The sequence below is a fragment of the Kitasatospora misakiensis genome (assembly GCF_042656005.1).
Classification (GTDB): domain Bacteria; phylum Actinomycetota; class Actinomycetes; order Streptomycetales; family Streptomycetaceae; genus Kitasatospora; species Kitasatospora misakiensis.
In genome coordinates, this window is the sequence record NZ_JBHSOF010000004.1 from 1 (window position 1) to 14,208 (window position 14,208).

Below are 14,208 nucleotides of genomic sequence, written 5' to 3' on the forward strand. Positions count from 1 at the left end.
GGGGTGCGGGGCGCTCGCGCGTCCCGGTCGTATGACTGTTCGATGGGGTGTGAGGATTCGGGATCGACAATTCCCGGTTGATATCGGCGGAAATCACCTCTGTGTATACGAGTCGATCTTGCGGCGCCCGCCGTCGGGCCCGTGAGTCGTACGGCTCGGGCCGTCGGAGCATTCACCGGAAATACCGGCACGTGCCGGTGGCACATAGTCCGCGCGGGGGCGTCCGAGGACCGGCCGCCGCCGAGGCCGTGAACGGCCCGGTGGCCGGAACTCGTCGGCGGGCTTGCCCCCGGCCGGGTGGAGGTCAGGCCGCGTGGGCGGGTGCGGCCGGTGCGGGGCCGGCGCGGCCGGTGGGTCTCGTGGGGTCGGCCGACTCGGCGTCGTCGTCGGCGCCGTTCCCGCCGTCGGCCGGGCCGGCCGGGGTGACGTGTTCGGGGCGGGCGGTCCACTCGCAGCCGCCCTCGGCCGGGCGGAGGTAGTGCTCCCCGCCGATGGTGTCCATGTAGATGCCGGTGCGGCCGGTCCTGGTGTCGAGGACGGGTTCCCCCACGCGCGGCCGGTAGGCCGCGGCGGCGCGCTTTCGGATGCTCACCGCGCTGCTCCTTGCTGCTCCGGTGCGGGCGCGGCGACGGTGGTGGCCGGCCCTGGTCGCTGTCGTGGCTTGGCTTTGTGGTTCGGCTCTGCTCGGCGACTACCCAGCATCTCTAGAGAAGCTAATATCTCTAGAGATGTCAACGGTCCAGCCGGTCCTATCGGCTTACCGGCGACCGCGGGCGCGCCTACGATTTCCGAGAAGGACGAGGGAGAGCGCGATGGTCGGCAGCAGCAGCGGCGAGAAGCAGCCCAAGTACCAACGGATCGCCGACACGCTGAAGGCGGCCATCGACTCCGGCGAGTACCGGGCGGGCGACCGGCTCCCCGGCGAGAACGACCTCATGGACGCCTACGGCGTGGCCCGGATGACCGCCCGCCAGGCGCTCGGCGTGCTGCAGAGCGAGGGCATCGCCGAGGCCCGCCGCGGGGCGGGCGTCTTCGTCCGGGACTTCCGGCCGCTGCGCCGGCGCGGGATCCAGCGGCTCGCCCAGGGGCAGTGGGGTTCGGGCCGGTCGATATGGTCGGCGGACATCGACAACCGCAGCCTGCTCGTCGACCAGGTCTCGGTCACCGAGCGGGGCGCGCCGGAGCACGTGGCCCGGGTGCTCGGCGTCGACCCGGGCGAACCGATGTGCGTCCGGCACCGGCGCTTCGTGCTGGACGGCAAGCCGGTGCTGCTGTCGACCTCCTACCTGCCGGCCGGACTGGTCGCCGGCACGGCCATCACCCGCGAGGACACCGGCCCGGGCGGCACCTACGCGCGGCTGGCCGAGATCGGCGCCAAGCCGGTGCACTTCCGCGAGGAGGTCCGCTCCCGGATGCCGAGCGGCGAGGAGGGCGCCCGCCTGGAACTCTCGGCGGGCACGCCGGTCATCCTCATCTGCCGGACGGCCTTCGCCGACGAGGGCCAGGTCGTCGAGCTGAACGAGATGATCCTGGACGCGGCCTCCTACGTCCTGGAGTACGACTTCGACGCCTGACACTCGCCCGCCCGACGAGCCCCGGACGCGCCACCGCCCCGGACGCGCGGGGCGGCCGGGGCGGTGCGGGTGGGGACCCTCGCCGCTACTCCTTGGAGCGCACGCGCAGGCTGGTGATGAGCGGGCCCTCGGTGGTCTCCCGGAAGAAGTCGTTGCCCTTGTCGTCGACCACGATGAAGGCCGGGAAGTCCTCGACCTCGATGCGCCAGACGGCCTCCATGCCCAGCTCGGCGTACTCCAGGACCTCGACCTTCTTGATGCAGTCCTGGGCGAGGCGGGCGGCCGGGCCGCCGATGGAGCCGAGGTAGAAGCCGCCGTGCGCGGCGCAGGCGTCGGTGACCTGCTTGGAGCGGTTGCCCTTGGCGAGCATGACCATGGAGCCGCCGGCGGCCTGGAACTGGTCGACGTAGGAGTCCATCCGGCCGGCGGTGGTCGGGCCGAAGGAGCCGGAGGCGTAACCCTCGGGGGTCTTGGCCGGGCCGGCGTAGTAGACCGGGTGGTCCTGGAGGTACTTGGGCATGCCCTCGCCGGCGTCCAGGCGCTCCTTGATCTTGGCGTGCGCGATGTCGCGGGCGACGACCAGGGTGCCGGTGAGCGAGAGGCGGGTCTTCACCGGGTACTTGGAGAGCTCGGCGCGGATCGCGGACATCGGCTGGTCGAGGTCGACGCGCACCACGTCGTCGGCGCCCCCGGCGGAGCCGCTGATCAGCAGGGCTTCGTCGGTGGTGTCCGGCAGGTACTTGGCGGGGTCGGTCTCCAACTGCTCCAGGAAGACGCCCTCGGCGGTGATCTTGCCGAGCGCCTGGCGGTCGGCCGAGCAGGAGACGGCCATCGCGACGGGCAGCGAGGCGCCGTGCCGGGGCAGGCGGACGACGCGCACGTCGTGGCAGAAGTACTTGCCGCCGAACTGCGCGCCGATGCCGATCTTCTGGGTCAGCTCGGTGACCTTGGCCTCCAGCTCCAGGTCACGGAAGCCGTGGCCGGTCTTGGCGTCGCCGGAGGTCGGCAGGTTGTCCAGGTAGTGCGCGGAGGCGTACTTGGCGGTCTTCAGCGCGAACTCGGCGCTGGTGCCGCCGATCACGATGGCCAGGTGGTACGGCGGGCAGGCGGCGGTGCCCAGCGAGCGGATCTTCTGCTCCAGGAACGAGAGCATGCTGGCCTCGTTCAGGATGGCCTTGGTCTCCTGGTACAGGTACGACTTGTTGGCCGAGCCGCCGCCCTTGGCCATGAAGAGGAACTTGTAGGCGTCGCCGTCGGTGGCGTAGAGCTCGATCTGGGCCGGCAGGTTGTTGCCGGTGTTCTTCTCGTCCCAGGTGGTGACCGGCGCCATCTGCGAGTAGCGCAGGTTGAGCCTGGTGTACGCGTCGTAGACGCCGCGCGCGATGGCGGCCTCGTCGCCGCCCGCGGTGAGCACCTGCTGGCCGCGCTTGCCCATCACGATCGCGGTGCCGGTGTCCTGGCACATCGGCAGGATGCCGCCGGCCGAGATGTTGACGTTCTTCAGCAGGTCCAGCGCGACGAAGCGGTCGTTGGGGCTGGCCTCGGGGTCGTCCAGGATGCGGCGCAGCTGGGCGAGGTGGGCCGGGCGCAGGTAGTGCGAGATGTCGTGCATCGCCTCGGCGGTGAGCAGGCGCAGGGCCTCGGGCTCGACCTGGAGGAAGGTGCGGCCGCCGGCCTCGAAGGTGGAGACGCCTTCGGAGGTGAGCTTGCGGTAGGGGGTCGGGTCAGCGCCCAGGGGGAGCAGGTCGCTGTACTCGAAGTCCGGCGTGGGAGCCATGGGGGCGGTCCTTAGTATCCAGTGTTGCCAGTGTTCCGGCTGCGTCGGCGAAGCACCCTGGAGGGCGAAAGCACCCTCAAGGGTAGGACCCGCCGATAGCGCGGACGCGGGGAGGTCCGCCTGCGTGACCAGGGTCACCCGCCGGTGGGCACGGGGCTTGCCCGGTTGACTAGGCTTGCCCCGTGGACTACTCGCCGTCGAAGGACCCGCAGGACCAGCAGATGGACGATCAGGGGCAGGGGCCCGTACCGATGACCAAGTCCGGGGGGACGCCGCCGGCCCGGCCCGCGTACGACCCGGTGGCGGAGGCCGAGATGCGGGCCTCGGACGCCGACCGCGAACGGGTGGCGGAGCTGCTGCGCGACGCCTACGCCGAGGGGCGGCTGGACGTCGACGAGCACGCCGAGCGGATCGAGGCGGCCTACGCGGCCAAGACCCTGGGCGAGCTCGTGCCGCTGACCCGGGACCTCCCGGTGCACCGCGAGGTCTCCTTCGAGAAGCCGCCGCTGGGCGCCCCGGCGTCGGCCCCGCGCCCGGACGGCCCGGTGCGGCTGCCGGCCCGTAACGAGGCGCCGACCATGCTGGCGGTCTTCGGCGGCTCGTCCCGCAAGGGGCGGTGGCGGGTGGGGTCGAACCTCCGGGCGGTGGCGATCTTCGGCGGGGTCGAGATCGACCTGACGGACGCCGTGTTCGAGTCGCCCGAGGTGGTGATCGACGTGGTCGCGATCTTCGGCGGGGTGGAGATCAAGGTCCCGGAGAACGTCAGCCTGCACGGTGGCGGGGTCGGCATCTTCGGCGGGTTCGACGTCAAGGAGCAGACCGCGGCGGACCCGTACGCGCCGGTGGTGCGGGTCAAGGGCACCGCGGTGTTCGGCGGTTGCGAGGCCAAGCCGCGCCGGGGCAAGAAGCTCAAGGAGTGGGTGCGCAAGCAGCTCGGCGCCGACTGAGCCCGCGCGCCTCGCCCTGGTCCTTCGTGCCCCGGGCGACGCGTGCGGAACGACGGACTCCGCCCACCCGAGGTGGGTCCGGTGCCCGGCCGGGAACAACTCCCGGCCGGGCACTCGGCGTTGTGTCGCGTGCACGCTGTAGTCGGTTGCGTGCAGTGTGCATGAATCGCGTCGGCGTGGGTAGTTCCTCTGGCACATCGCTTCTTGTACGGCTGCGTACCGGAGGCGGCCTGAGGCCGGCCCGGGGGTGTGAACGGGGGCCCGCAGCTGGGCAGGGGAGCGAGCTTCCCCCGTGTCCGAGAGCCTCGTCAGGAGTACGGCCGTGCTGCATCCGATCGAGTCCCGCACCACCTCGTCCGCCGCCCCGTCGCCGGCTGCCCCGTCGCCGGTCGCGCGGCCGTCCGCCGCCGCCTCGCCGGTGGTCGCGGCGCAGCTGCTGGAGCGGGCCCCGGCCCCGCAGCCGGCCGGCGAGGACAATCCGTGGCACACCGCCGCGGCCTGCCGGCGGGACGAGGTGGGTCTGTTCTTCGCGCCGTCCAAGGAGCCCACCGCGGCCCGGCTGTCGCGCGAGGAGCAGGCGAAGCAGGTGTGCGCCCGGTGCCCGGTGCTGCTGGACTGCCGGGAGCACGCGCTGGCGCAGCCGGAGCCGTACGGGGTCTGGGGCGGGCTGACGGCGGCCGAGCGCCGGGTGGTGCTGGCGCGCCGCCGTCGCCGGGACGTCGAGCTGGTCGAGGTGCCGGGGCCGCGGGGCCGGATCGCGGGGTGATCACCGGCCCCGGGCCGGGAGCGTCCGGCGGCGGGTGACGAGCCGCCGCACCACACGCCCGCGGCCTCGGCGAAGGGGGATTTCGCCGAGGCCGCGGGTTCGTCGTGGCCTGCCGCCTGCGGGCGGCAGGCCCTAGTTGGCGCGGTCGAAGTCGAGCGCGCTGTAGGCCCGCAGCTTGGACAGCTTGTGGGTGGCGTGGACCTCGCGGATGGTGCCGCTCTTGGAGCGCATGACCAGCGAGCTGGTGGTGGCGGTCTCCTGGCGGTAGTGCACGCCGCGCAGCAGTTCGCCGTCGGTGATGCCGGTGGCGACGAAGAACACGTTCTCGCCGCTGACCAGGTCGTCGGTGCTGAGCACCCGGTCGAGGTCGTGCCCGGCGTCGATCGCCTTCTGGCGCTCCGCGTCGTCCTTGGGCCAGAGCCGGCCCTGGATCACGCCGCCCATGCACTTCATCGCGCAGGCGGCGATGATGCCCTCGGGGGTGCCGCCGATGCCCATCAGCAGGTCGACGCCGGTGCCCTCGCGGGCGGCCATGACGGCGCCGGCGACGTCGCCGTCGGAGATGTACTTGATCCGGGCGCCGGCCTCGCGGATCTCCTGGATCAGGCCCTGGTGCCGCGGGCGGTCCAGGACCACCACGGTGACGTCCTCGACGGCGATGCCCTTGGCCTTGGCGACCCGGCGGATGTTGACGGCCGTCGGGGCGGTGATGTCGACGAAGTCGGCGGCCTCCGGCCCGGTGACCAGCTTGTCCATGTAGAACACGGCGCTCGGGTCGAACATGGTGCCGCGGTCGGCGACTGCCAGGACGGCGACCGCGTTGTTCATGCCCTTGGCCGTGAGGGTGGTGCCGTCGACCGGGTCCACCGCGACGTCGCACTCGGCGCCGGTGCCGTCGCCGACCCGCTCGCCGTTGTAGAGCATCGGGGCTTCGTCCTTCTCCCCCTCGCCGATGACGACGACGCCGTTCATCGAGACGGTGGAGACGAGGGTGCGCATGGCCCGGACGGCGGCGCCGTCGGCGCCGTTCTTGTCGCCACGGCCGACCCAGCGGCCGGCGGCGAGCGCGGCGGCCTCGGTGACCCGGACGAGTTCGAGCGCGAGGTTCCGGTCAGGAGCCTCCGGCGCGACCTCCAGGGAGCTGGGAAGGTGGTGCGGGTACTGCGTGGTCATCGTCGTTACCTCTCTGTACGCGACGGCCAGTAAGCGCCCGACTACTGCCTGGTCGAACGCCGTGGTGAGGGTGGTGCGATCGTATCCGCCCATGAGATGACTGTCTGTGGCGCGGGTCCCTCGGCGGGGCAGGACCGGCGGCTTTCGCCCCGTTCCGCCCCGCCGCGGCACCCCCGGGTGCGGGCGGCCGGTCCGGCATGAGTCACCATGTGGGGGTGGCTGGAGAGAGCAAGGGCATGAAGGGCCGGCAGACCGTGCGGGACATGGTCCTGTCGATGCTGGCCGTCGGAATCGTGGTCTGGTCCGGGTACCTGTTCCTGCCGCACGACGCGGAGGGCGACGGGGTGCACACGGTCGACTACCGGGTGGCCGCGGCCTCGGCGAAGCGCGCCGCCCCGTACCCGCTGCTCGTCCCGGAGGGCCTGCCCGCGCAGTGGCGGGCCACCTCGGTCACGTACAACCCGGCGGCGCTGAGCAACGGCAAGGGCAACGCCTGGCACCTGGGCTTCGTCACCCCCGCCGGCCAGTACGCGGCCGTGGAGCAGAGCGACATCGCCCGCGGCGACATGCTCAAGGCCGCGGTGGCCGGCGGCAAGCCGGACGGCACCGTGGACGTCGCCGGGCAGGCCTGGGAGCGGGTGCAGGGCCCCAAGGCGCGGGCGATCACCGTGCAGAACGGCGACGCCACCACCGTGCTGGCCGGCACCGCCTCCTACGAGGAGCTGGCGGCGCTGGCGCAGGCGCTGAAGTAGTCCGGGTCCCGCCCCCCGGAGCGGAGGGCGCGCCGTCGTGGACGTGGAAGGGCCCCGCACGCCGTCGCGTGCGGGGCCCTCGCGTCGTCCTCTGTATCGTCCTTACCGGACGACCGGGCTCAGACGGTGGTGACGACCTCGTCGTAGGCGAGGCGCGGCGAGCGCGGGTACCAGGCGTCCTCGCCCGGCTTGCCGATGTTCACCACGGCCAGCACCGAGTGCTCGCCGTCGGCGAAGAACTCCTTGTTGATGCCCTCGGCGTCGTAGCCGGTCATCGGGCCGGCGGCCAGGCCGGCGGCGCGGACGCCGACGATGAAGTAGCCGGCCTGCAGGGCGCCGTTCATCGCGGCCGAGGCCTCGCGGACCGGGCGCTCGGCGAAGTAGTCCTTGGCGGCCGGGAAGTGCGGGAAGACGGTCGGCAGCTCCTCGTGGAACTCGTTGTCCACGGCCAGGATGGCGGTCAGCGGGGCGGCGGCGGTCTTCGCCTTGTTGCCCTCGCCGAGGTGCTGGACCAGGCGCTCGCGGCCCTCGGTCGAGCGGACCAGGACGATGCGCAGCGGCTGCTGGTTCATCGCCGTCGGACCGAACTTGACCAGCTCGTAGATGGCCTGGATCTGCTCGTCGGAGACCGGCTCGTCGGTGAAGGTATTGGCCGTACGGGCCTCGCGGAACAGCAGGTCCTGGGCGGCGGCGTCGAGAACCAGGGTGTCGGTGGTCATGTCTGTGCACCTCGGGGGAGGAAGGAGCGGGGGGCTCGTCTTTGTCGCGGTGACCGGCCGCAGCCGGTCAGACGGTCCCAACATGGGTGAACATTCAACTGTTCCCCGCTCCCGACGTGACCCGCGTCACCCCTGCGGCGGAGCGCCCTCCTCGGCGGCCAGCGCGGCGTCCAGCCGGGCCCGCGCGCCGTCCAGCCAGCGCTGGCAGACCTTCGCCAGCTGCTCGCCGCGCTCCCACAGCGCCAGCGACTCCTCCAGCGAGGTGCCGCCGTTCTCCAGCTGCCGGACCACCTCCAGCAGCGCGTCCCGCGCGTGCTCGTACCCCAGCGCGTCGTCCGCGGTCGGGGTCTCCGCGGCCACCGCCGCGTTCTGCTCCTCGTCTGCCATGGGAGCCAGCGTAGGGGGCCGCACCGACAGCCGTACCGCCCGGACGCGCCGCCCCGCCCGCGCTCCACTCCAGGCCTGCGGCTAGGCGCCGTCCGCCGTGACGTCGAAGCCGCCGCCCGCCACCCGGGCGTGCAGCCCCTCGCCGGCCGCGACCTGCGCCGGATCGGTCACCACCGTGCCGTCCCGCCGCTGCAGCACCGCGTACCCGCGCTCCAGGGTGGCCGCCGGGGAGAGCGCGACCACCCGGGCCAGGGTGTGCCCGAGATCGCTCTGCGCGTGGTCCAGCCGGTGGCGCAGCGTGCGCCGGGAGCGCTCCAGCAGCCCGGCCACCTCCTGGCCCCGCCCGCCCAGCATCCGCCGCGGCGCGGCCAGCACCGGCCGGCTGCGCACGCCGTCCAGCCCGTGCTGCTCCCGCTCCACCCGGGCCAGCACGTGCCGCCGCGCCCGGTCGCGTAGCTGCCGGACCTTGGCCAGCTCCTCGCCGACGTCCGGAACCACCCGTTTGGCGGCATCGGTGGGAGTGGAGGCGCGCAGATCGGCGACGAAGTCCAGCAGCGGCTGGTCCGGCTCGTGGCCGATCGCGCTCACCACCGGGGTCCGGGCGGCCGCGACCAGCCGGACCAGGCCCTCGTCCGAGAAGGGCAGCAGGTCCTCGACGCTGCCGCCGCCCCGGGCCACCACGATCACGTCCACCTCGGGGTGCTCGTCCAGCTCCCGGACGGCCGCGCTCACCCGCTCCACCGCGCTGACGCCCTGCACCGGCACGTTGCGGATCTCGAAGCGGACGGCCGGCCAGCGCCGCCGGGCGTTCTCCAGGACGTCCCGCTCCGCCGCCGAACCCCGCCCGGTGACCAGCCCGACGCACTGCGGCAGGAACGGCAGCGGCTTCTTGCGGTCCGCCGAGAACAGGCCCTCGCCGGCCAGCCGCCGCTTCAGCTGCTCCAGCCGGGCCAGCAGCTCGCCAAGACCGACCAGCCGGATCTCCGAGGCCCGCAGCGAGAGCTGGCCGCGCGCCGCGTACCACTCCGGCCTGGCGTGCACGATCACCCGCGCGCCCTCCTGGACCGCGTCCGCGACCTCGTCGAAGACCGAGCGGAAGCACGTCACGGTCAGCGAGACGTCCGCCTGCGGGTCGCGCAGCGTCAGGAACACCACGCCCGCCCCCGGCCGCCGGCTGAGCTGGGTGATCTGTCCCTCCACCCAGACCGCGCCGAGCCGGTCGATCCAGCCGCCGATCAGCGCGGAGACCTTGCCGACCGGGAGCGGCGCTTCGGGGGAGCTGGGATTGGCCATGCGTACGAGGCTAGCGGCGCCTGCCGACAGCCGGCTCCCGGCATCCGCAACCCGTTCCGACGGGAACGCGACTCCCGTCGGCGCGGCCCCGTCCCGCCCGTACGATGGAGCCATGTCCTCCAACACCGCGCAGCGCCGTGTCCTGCTCGCCGCCCCCCGGGGCTACTGCGCGGGCGTCGACCGCGCAGTGATCGCCGTGGAGAAGGCCCTGGAGCAGTACGGGGCCCCCATCTACGTCCGCAAGCAGATCGTCCACAACAAGTACGTGGTGCAGACCCTGGAGAAGAAGGGCGCGATCTTCGTCGACGAGACGGAGGAGGTCCCCGAGGGCTCGATCGTGGTCTTCTCGGCCCACGGCGTCGCCCCGTCCGTCCACGACGAGGCGCGGGCCGGCAAGCTCGCCACCGTCGACGCCACCTGCCCGCTGGTGACCAAGGTGCACAAGGAGGCCGTCCGCTTCGCCGACGAGGGCTACGACATCCTGCTGGTGGGCCACGAGGGCCACGAGGAGGTCATCGGCACGATGGGCGAGGCCCCGGACCGGATCCACCTGGTGGACGGTGCCGAGGACGTCGCCAACGTGCGGGTCCGCGACGAGTCCAAGGTCGTCTGGCTCTCCCAGACCACCCTCTCGGTGGACGAGACCATGGCCACCGTCGGCGAGCTGAAGCAGCGCTTCCCGCTGCTGGTCAGCCCGCCCAGCGACGACATCTGCTACGCCACCCAGAACCGCCAGGTGGCCGTCAAGCAGATGGCCCCGGAGACCGACCTGCTGATCGTGGTCGGCTCGAAGAACTCCTCCAACTCCGTCCGCCTGGTCGAGGTCGGCCTGGAGTACGGCGCCAAGGCCGCCCACCTGGTGGACTTCGCCGAGGAGATCAGCGAGGAGTGGCTGGCCGGCGTCACCACGGTCGGCCTGACCAGCGGCGCCTCGGTGCCGGAGATCCTGGTCGAGGGCGTGCTGGACTGGCTGGCCGCGCGCGGCTACGACGAGGTCTCCACCGTCAAGACCGCCGAGGAGCACCTGACCTTCTCGCTGCCCAAGGAGCTCCGCCGCGACCTGCGCGCCGAGGCCGCGGGCAAGCTGTAGCACGATCCGGCCCGGCTCGGGGCCGGTCCGGCCGGAAGGCCCGGTACCCCTTCGGGTGCCGGGCCTTCCGCTGTGCGCGGCCCGGCGCGCTCTCGTAAGTTTTGTGCACGGCCATGCACAGGCCTGTGGACAACTTCTCGGTGGAGGCGGTCGTCATGACGGCGGTATTCGGTGTGGACATCGGCGGATCGGGCATCAAGGGAGCCCCCGTCGACCTCGCCCGGGGGGTGCTCGCCCAGGAGCGGCACAAGGTCCTCACCCCGCAGCCCTCCGCGCCGGAGGCGGTGGTCGCCGCCGTCCGCGAGGTGGTCCGCCACTTCGACCACCAGGGCCCGGTGGGCCTGACCTTCCCCGGCGTGGTCGTCGACGGGCACACCAGAACCGCCGCCAACGTCGACAAGGGCTGGGTCGGCCTGGACGCCGCCGGCCTGTTCCGCGAGGCGCTCGACCTGCCGGCCGTGGTGCTCAACGACGCCGACGCGGCCGGCCTCGCCGAGACCACCCACGGCGCCGGCCGCGGGCAGCAGGGCGTGGTGCTGGTGCTGACCTTCGGCACCGGCATCGGCAGCGCCCTGTTCGCGGACGGCGTGCTGGTGCCCAACACCGAGCTCGGCCACCTGGAGCTGCGCGGCAAGGACGCCGAGCGGCGGGCCTCCTCGGCGGCCAAGGAGCGGCACGGGCTGGACTGGGAGCAGTGGTCCGGGCGGGTGGACGAGTACCTGGACCTGGTGGAGATGCTGTTCTCGCCGCAGCTGATCGTGATCGGCGGCGGGGTGAGCCGCAAGCACGAGAAGTTCCTGCCGCTGCTGCGCGAGCGCGGCGCGCGGGTCGTCCCGGCGGAGCTGCGCAACGACGCCGGCATCGTCGGCGCGGCCATGGCGGCCGCCCGCGCCACCGACTGACCGGTCCGGGCCCCCGCGCGCGCCGAGGGGCGGGAGGCCGTGCCTCCCGGCCTCAGCGGGCGCGGTGGATCCGGCGCTGGGCCACGAACCGGGCCAGCACGATCGCCGCGGCCAGCCCGGTGCCGGAGAACAGCCAGCCGGCCCGGGTGGCCAGGTTGGTCGCCAGCCCCACCACCTGGGCCGTCACCCCGGAGGACGTGACCGGGCCGAACAGCAGCAGCGCCGCGGCGAAGGCGATCGGCCCGCTGATCGGCGCGGCCAGCAGGTCGGCGTACCGGACCCGGACCGCCAGCTGGAAGCAGACCAGCAGGTAGCCGACGCCGAACAGGAGCCCCAGCCCGCCGAAGGCCAGCCGGTCCAGGCCGGCCACCGCGACCGTCGCCGGCAGCGCGACCACCCCGGCGCCGACGGCGGTCAGCCGGGTCGGCCGGCCGTTGCGCCGCCGCCCGTACAGCCGCCCGGCCATCCGGGCCCGCGACGGCGGGCCGGACACGGGGCGTAGTCGGGACCCGGGGTCGGCGCCCCGCCCCGCCGCCTTCCCGGAGGCCTTCCCCGTCGTCCTGCCGGAGGCCTTCCCGGCCGCCCTGCCGGGGGCCTTGGGGGCCTTCCCGGCGGGCCGGACGGCCGGCTCGCCCGTGTTCTCGGGGGCGCGGCCCGGCCCGGGGACGGCGGCCCCGGCCGCGCCGTTCGGCGGTCGGCGTCTGGGCCCTGGCGGCTGGGTACGGATGCTCTGCTCCACCCACCCAACGTACGGTCCGATCATCGCCACACTGTGTAATGGGCTGTCGGGGCTTGCTCCGTGTCTTCGGACGGCGTATTGATGTGACCGTCGCTCAACCGAACCGGGGGAATGTATGACCAGCGGATTCACCTTCGAACGCCTGCACCACGTCCAGCTCGACATTCCGGCGGGCGCGGAGGACGAGTGCCGCGCCTTCTGGCACGGCGTGCTCGGGATGACCGAACTGGCCAAGCCCCCGGTGCTGGCCGCGCGCGGCGGCTGCTGGTTCCGCGGCGGCGGGGTGGAGGTGCACCTCGGGGTGGTCCCGGAGTTCCGGCCGTCCCGCAAGGGGCACCCGGGCTTCCAGGTCGGGGACCTGGACGCGCTCGCCGAGCGGCTGGCCGCCCACGGCCACGAGGTCGTCTGGGACGACAACCTGCCCGGTCACCGCCGGTTCCACTCCAGCGACCGGCTCGGCAACCGCCTGGAGTTCCTGGAGCCCTCGCCGTCGCCGTCTCCGGCGGCGGCGGACGCCTGACCCGCTGCCCGTAGACTGGGGGATCGGTCCGGCGAGCGGGCCGGCCCCAACTCCTCCAAGCCCACGGGACTGCGCTTCATGTCGCTCACGATCGGAATCGTCGGCCTGCCGAACGTCGGCAAGTCGACCCTGTTCAACGCCCTGACCAAGAACGACGTGCTGGCGGCCAACTACCCGTTCGCCACCATCGAGCCCAACGTCGGCGTCGTCGGCGTCCCGGACGAGCGGCTGACCAAGCTCGCCGAGATCTTCGGCTCGCAGCGCATCCTCCCGGCCACCGTCGACTTCGTGGACATCGCGGGCATCGTCCGCGGCGCCAGCGAGGGCGAGGGCCTGGGCAACAAGTTCCTCGCGAACATCCGGGAGTCGGACGCGATCTGCCAGGTCGTGCGCGCCTTCACCGACCCGGACGTGGTGCACGTGGACGGCAAGGTGTCGCCCAAGGACGACATCGAGACCATCCACACCGAGCTGATCCTGGCCGACCTCCAGACCGTCGAGAAGGTCCTGCCCCGGCTCCAGAAGGAGGCGCGCCTCAAGAAGGACACCGCGCCCGTGCTGGCCGCCGCCGAGGCCGCCCAGGCGATCCTGGAGACCGGCAAGACCCTCTTCGAGGCCGGCTTCGACACCGCCCCGATCCGCGAGCTGCACCTGCTGACCGCCAAGCCCTTCCTCTACGTCTTCAACGTGGACGAGGACGAGCTGGCCGACGAGGACTTCAAGCGGGCCCAGCGCGAGCTGGTCGCCCCGGCCGAGGCGATCTTCCTCAACGCCAAGATCGAGTCCGAGCTGATCGAGCTGGACGACGCCGAGGCCCTGGAACTCCTCCAGTCCATGGGCCAGGAGGAGCCCGGCCTCGCCACCCTCGCCCGGGTCGGCTTCAACACCCTCGGCCTGCAGACCTACCTCACCGCCGGCCCCAAGGAATCCCGCGCCTGGACCATCAAGAAGGGCGCCACCGCCCCCGAGGCCGCCGGTGTGATCCACACCGACTTCCAGAAGGGCTTCATCAAGGCCGAGGTCATCTCCTTCACCGACCTCGTCGAGACCGGCTCCCTCCCCGAGGCCCGCGCCAAGGGCAAGGCCCGCATCGAGGGCAAGGACTACATCATGCAGGACGGCGACGTCGTGGAGTTCCGCTTCAACGTCTGATCAACGCCCGAGTGGTGCGAAGAGGCCGTCCGGTCCGCGGGAGCGCGGGGCGGGCGGCCTCTCGGTGTGTTCCGGCTCGGTGTGTTCCGGGGCGGGTGTGCGGGGGGTCAGCAGACGAAGCCCGGGGAGTTGGACCAGAAGGTCAGGAACGACCAGGTCTGGGCGCCGATGATGCCGTCGACCGTGATCTTGGCGCACACCTGGAAGCGTCGTGTCGCGGCGTCCGTCACCGGGCCGAATTCGCCGTCCACGAGGAGTTTCTCGCCGGTCAGCGAGGAGTTGAGGTAGCACTGCGCCTGCTTCACCGCGTCGCCGGACGCGCCCTTCTTGAGGGTCGGCCGGGCGGTGGTGAAGTTGCAGAGCTGGGTCGGCGTGTTCTCCGGCACGGTGGGAATCCTCCGTCGATCGTGTGCGAAT

General features: G+C 72.7%; 16 protein-coding genes. 8 read left to right on the plus strand and 8 right to left on the minus strand.

The genetic code is table 11. The annotated features are described in order from the left end of the window. Positions 1-304 precede the first annotated feature (304 nt). Positions 305-592: a hypothetical protein gene (locus tag ACFP3U_RS05085; RefSeq protein ID WP_380223967.1), complete on the minus strand. Its 288-nt coding sequence runs from the start codon at positions 590-592 to the stop codon at positions 305-307. A gap of 220 nt (positions 593-812) precedes the next feature. Here ACFP3U_RS05085 and ACFP3U_RS05090 point away from each other — a divergent pair, with 220 nt between their 5' ends. Continuing rightward, positions 813-1,574: a GntR family transcriptional regulator gene (locus tag ACFP3U_RS05090; protein ID WP_380223968.1), complete on the plus strand. Its 762-nt coding sequence runs from the start codon at positions 813-815 to the stop codon at positions 1,572-1,574. A gap of 85 nt (positions 1,575-1,659) precedes the next feature. Here the strand turns inward: ACFP3U_RS05090 and ACFP3U_RS05095 are convergent, their stop codons facing one another. Then, a complete protein-coding gene (locus ACFP3U_RS05095; RefSeq protein WP_380223969.1) occupies positions 1,660-3,351 on the minus strand; it encodes a fumarate hydratase in 1,692 nt (563 codons plus the stop codon). Positions 3,352-3,602: 251 nt separating this feature from the next. Here ACFP3U_RS05095 and ACFP3U_RS05100 point away from each other — a divergent pair, with 251 nt between their 5' ends. Next, on the plus strand, positions 3,603-4,298 hold the full coding sequence (locus ACFP3U_RS05100; RefSeq protein WP_380224151.1) for a DUF1707 SHOCT-like domain-containing protein: 696 nt from the start codon (positions 3,603-3,605) through the stop codon (positions 4,296-4,298). A gap of 418 nt (positions 4,299-4,716) precedes the next feature. Continuing rightward, positions 4,717-5,064 carry a WhiB family transcriptional regulator gene (locus ACFP3U_RS05105; protein ID WP_380224152.1) on the plus strand — a complete coding sequence of 116 codons (348 nt, stop codon included), beginning with the start codon at positions 4,717-4,719 and terminating at the stop codon, positions 5,062-5,064. Positions 5,065-5,196: 132 nt separating this feature from the next. On the opposite strand, the gene glpX is transcribed toward ACFP3U_RS05105, so the two are convergent. Beyond that, on the minus strand, positions 5,197-6,237 hold the full coding sequence (gene glpX / locus ACFP3U_RS05110) for a class II fructose-bisphosphatase (RefSeq protein WP_380223970.1): 1,041 nt from the start codon (positions 6,235-6,237) through the stop codon (positions 5,197-5,199). A gap of 215 nt (positions 6,238-6,452) precedes the next feature. Between glpX and ACFP3U_RS05115 the strand changes: the two genes are divergently transcribed. Next, the gene (locus ACFP3U_RS05115) at positions 6,453-6,989 is read left to right on the plus strand and encodes a DUF4245 domain-containing protein (RefSeq protein ID WP_380223971.1); all 537 of its coding nucleotides are present in this window, start codon (positions 6,453-6,455) and stop codon (positions 6,987-6,989) included. A 119-nt stretch (positions 6,990-7,108) separates the two neighbouring features. Here the strand turns inward: ACFP3U_RS05115 and ACFP3U_RS05120 are convergent, their stop codons facing one another. From ACFP3U_RS05120 to xseA, 3 genes are all read right to left on the minus strand, one after another. Further along, complete coding sequence (locus tag ACFP3U_RS05120; protein ID WP_380223972.1) at positions 7,109-7,708, minus strand: malonic semialdehyde reductase; 600 nt, start codon at positions 7,706-7,708, stop codon at positions 7,109-7,111. Between the two features lie 126 nt (positions 7,709-7,834). Then, complete coding sequence (locus ACFP3U_RS05125) at positions 7,835-8,095, minus strand: exodeoxyribonuclease VII small subunit (protein WP_380223973.1); 261 nt, start codon at positions 8,093-8,095, stop codon at positions 7,835-7,837. A gap of 81 nt (positions 8,096-8,176) precedes the next feature. After that, positions 8,177-9,388, minus strand: a complete 1,212-nt coding sequence (xseA, locus tag ACFP3U_RS05130) for an exodeoxyribonuclease VII large subunit (protein ID WP_380223974.1) — start codon at positions 9,386-9,388, stop codon at positions 8,177-8,179. A gap of 112 nt (positions 9,389-9,500) precedes the next feature. On the opposite strand from xseA, the gene ACFP3U_RS05135 reads away from it, so the two are divergent. Further along, on the plus strand, positions 9,501-10,478 hold the full coding sequence (locus ACFP3U_RS05135) for a 4-hydroxy-3-methylbut-2-enyl diphosphate reductase (protein ID WP_380223975.1): 978 nt from the start codon (positions 9,501-9,503) through the stop codon (positions 10,476-10,478). A 113-nt stretch (positions 10,479-10,591) separates the two neighbouring features. After that, positions 10,592-11,380 carry a polyphosphate--glucose phosphotransferase gene (gene ppgK, locus ACFP3U_RS05140; RefSeq protein ID WP_380223976.1) on the plus strand — a complete coding sequence of 263 codons (789 nt, stop codon included), beginning with the start codon at positions 10,592-10,594 and terminating at the stop codon, positions 11,378-11,380. A gap of 52 nt (positions 11,381-11,432) precedes the next feature. On the opposite strand, the gene ACFP3U_RS05145 is transcribed toward ppgK, so the two are convergent. Next, on the minus strand, positions 11,433-12,119 hold the full coding sequence (locus ACFP3U_RS05145; RefSeq protein ID WP_380223977.1) for a DUF6542 domain-containing protein: 687 nt from the start codon (positions 12,117-12,119) through the stop codon (positions 11,433-11,435). 115 nt (positions 12,120-12,234) lie between these two features. On the opposite strand from ACFP3U_RS05145, the gene ACFP3U_RS05150 reads away from it, so the two are divergent. Further along, positions 12,235-12,639 carry a VOC family protein gene (locus tag ACFP3U_RS05150; RefSeq protein WP_380223978.1) on the plus strand — a complete coding sequence of 135 codons (405 nt, stop codon included), beginning with the start codon at positions 12,235-12,237 and terminating at the stop codon, positions 12,637-12,639. A 78-nt stretch (positions 12,640-12,717) separates the two neighbouring features. Further along, entirely contained in the window at positions 12,718-13,791 is a 1,074-nt protein-coding gene (ychF, locus tag ACFP3U_RS05155; protein WP_380223979.1) for a redox-regulated ATPase YchF, read from the plus strand. Positions 13,792-13,898: 107 nt separating this feature from the next. On the opposite strand, the gene ACFP3U_RS05160 is transcribed toward ychF, so the two are convergent. Then, the gene (locus ACFP3U_RS05160; RefSeq protein WP_380223980.1) at positions 13,899-14,177 is read right to left on the minus strand and encodes a peptidoglycan-binding domain-containing protein; all 279 of its coding nucleotides are present in this window, start codon (positions 14,175-14,177) and stop codon (positions 13,899-13,901) included. Positions 14,178-14,208 lie beyond the last annotated feature (31 nt).

Excerpts from the sequence above, each read along its gene's own strand:
- ACFP3U_RS05135 (WP_380223975.1), top strand. The coding sequence starts at position 9,501 with ATGTCCTCCAACACCGCGCAGCGCCGTGTCCTGCTCGCCGCCCCCCGG.
- xseA (WP_380223974.1), bottom strand. The coding sequence starts at position 9,388 with ATGGCCAATCCCAGCTCCCCCGAAGCGCCGCTCCCGGTCGGCAAGGTC.
- ychF (WP_380223979.1), top strand. The coding sequence starts at position 12,718 with ATGTCGCTCACGATCGGAATCGTCGGCCTGCCGAACGTCGGCAAGTCG.
- ACFP3U_RS05090 (WP_380223968.1), top strand. The coding sequence starts at position 813 with ATGGTCGGCAGCAGCAGCGGCGAGAAGCAGCCCAAGTACCAACGGATC.
- ACFP3U_RS05100 (WP_380224151.1), top strand. The coding sequence starts at position 3,603 with ATGACCAAGTCCGGGGGGACGCCGCCGGCCCGGCCCGCGTACGACCCG.
- ACFP3U_RS05095 (WP_380223969.1), bottom strand. The coding sequence starts at position 3,351 with ATGGCTCCCACGCCGGACTTCGAGTACAGCGACCTGCTCCCCCTGGGC.
- glpX (WP_380223970.1), bottom strand. The coding sequence starts at position 6,237 with ATGACCACGCAGTACCCGCACCACCTTCCCAGCTCCCTGGAGGTCGCG.
- ACFP3U_RS05150 (WP_380223978.1), top strand. The coding sequence starts at position 12,235 with ATGACCAGCGGATTCACCTTCGAACGCCTGCACCACGTCCAGCTCGAC.
- ACFP3U_RS05120 (WP_380223972.1), bottom strand. The coding sequence starts at position 7,708 with ATGACCACCGACACCCTGGTTCTCGACGCCGCCGCCCAGGACCTGCTG.
- ppgK (WP_380223976.1), top strand. The coding sequence starts at position 10,592 with ATGCACAGGCCTGTGGACAACTTCTCGGTGGAGGCGGTCGTCATGACG.
- ACFP3U_RS05125 (WP_380223973.1), bottom strand. The coding sequence starts at position 8,095 with ATGGCAGACGAGGAGCAGAACGCGGCGGTGGCCGCGGAGACCCCGACC.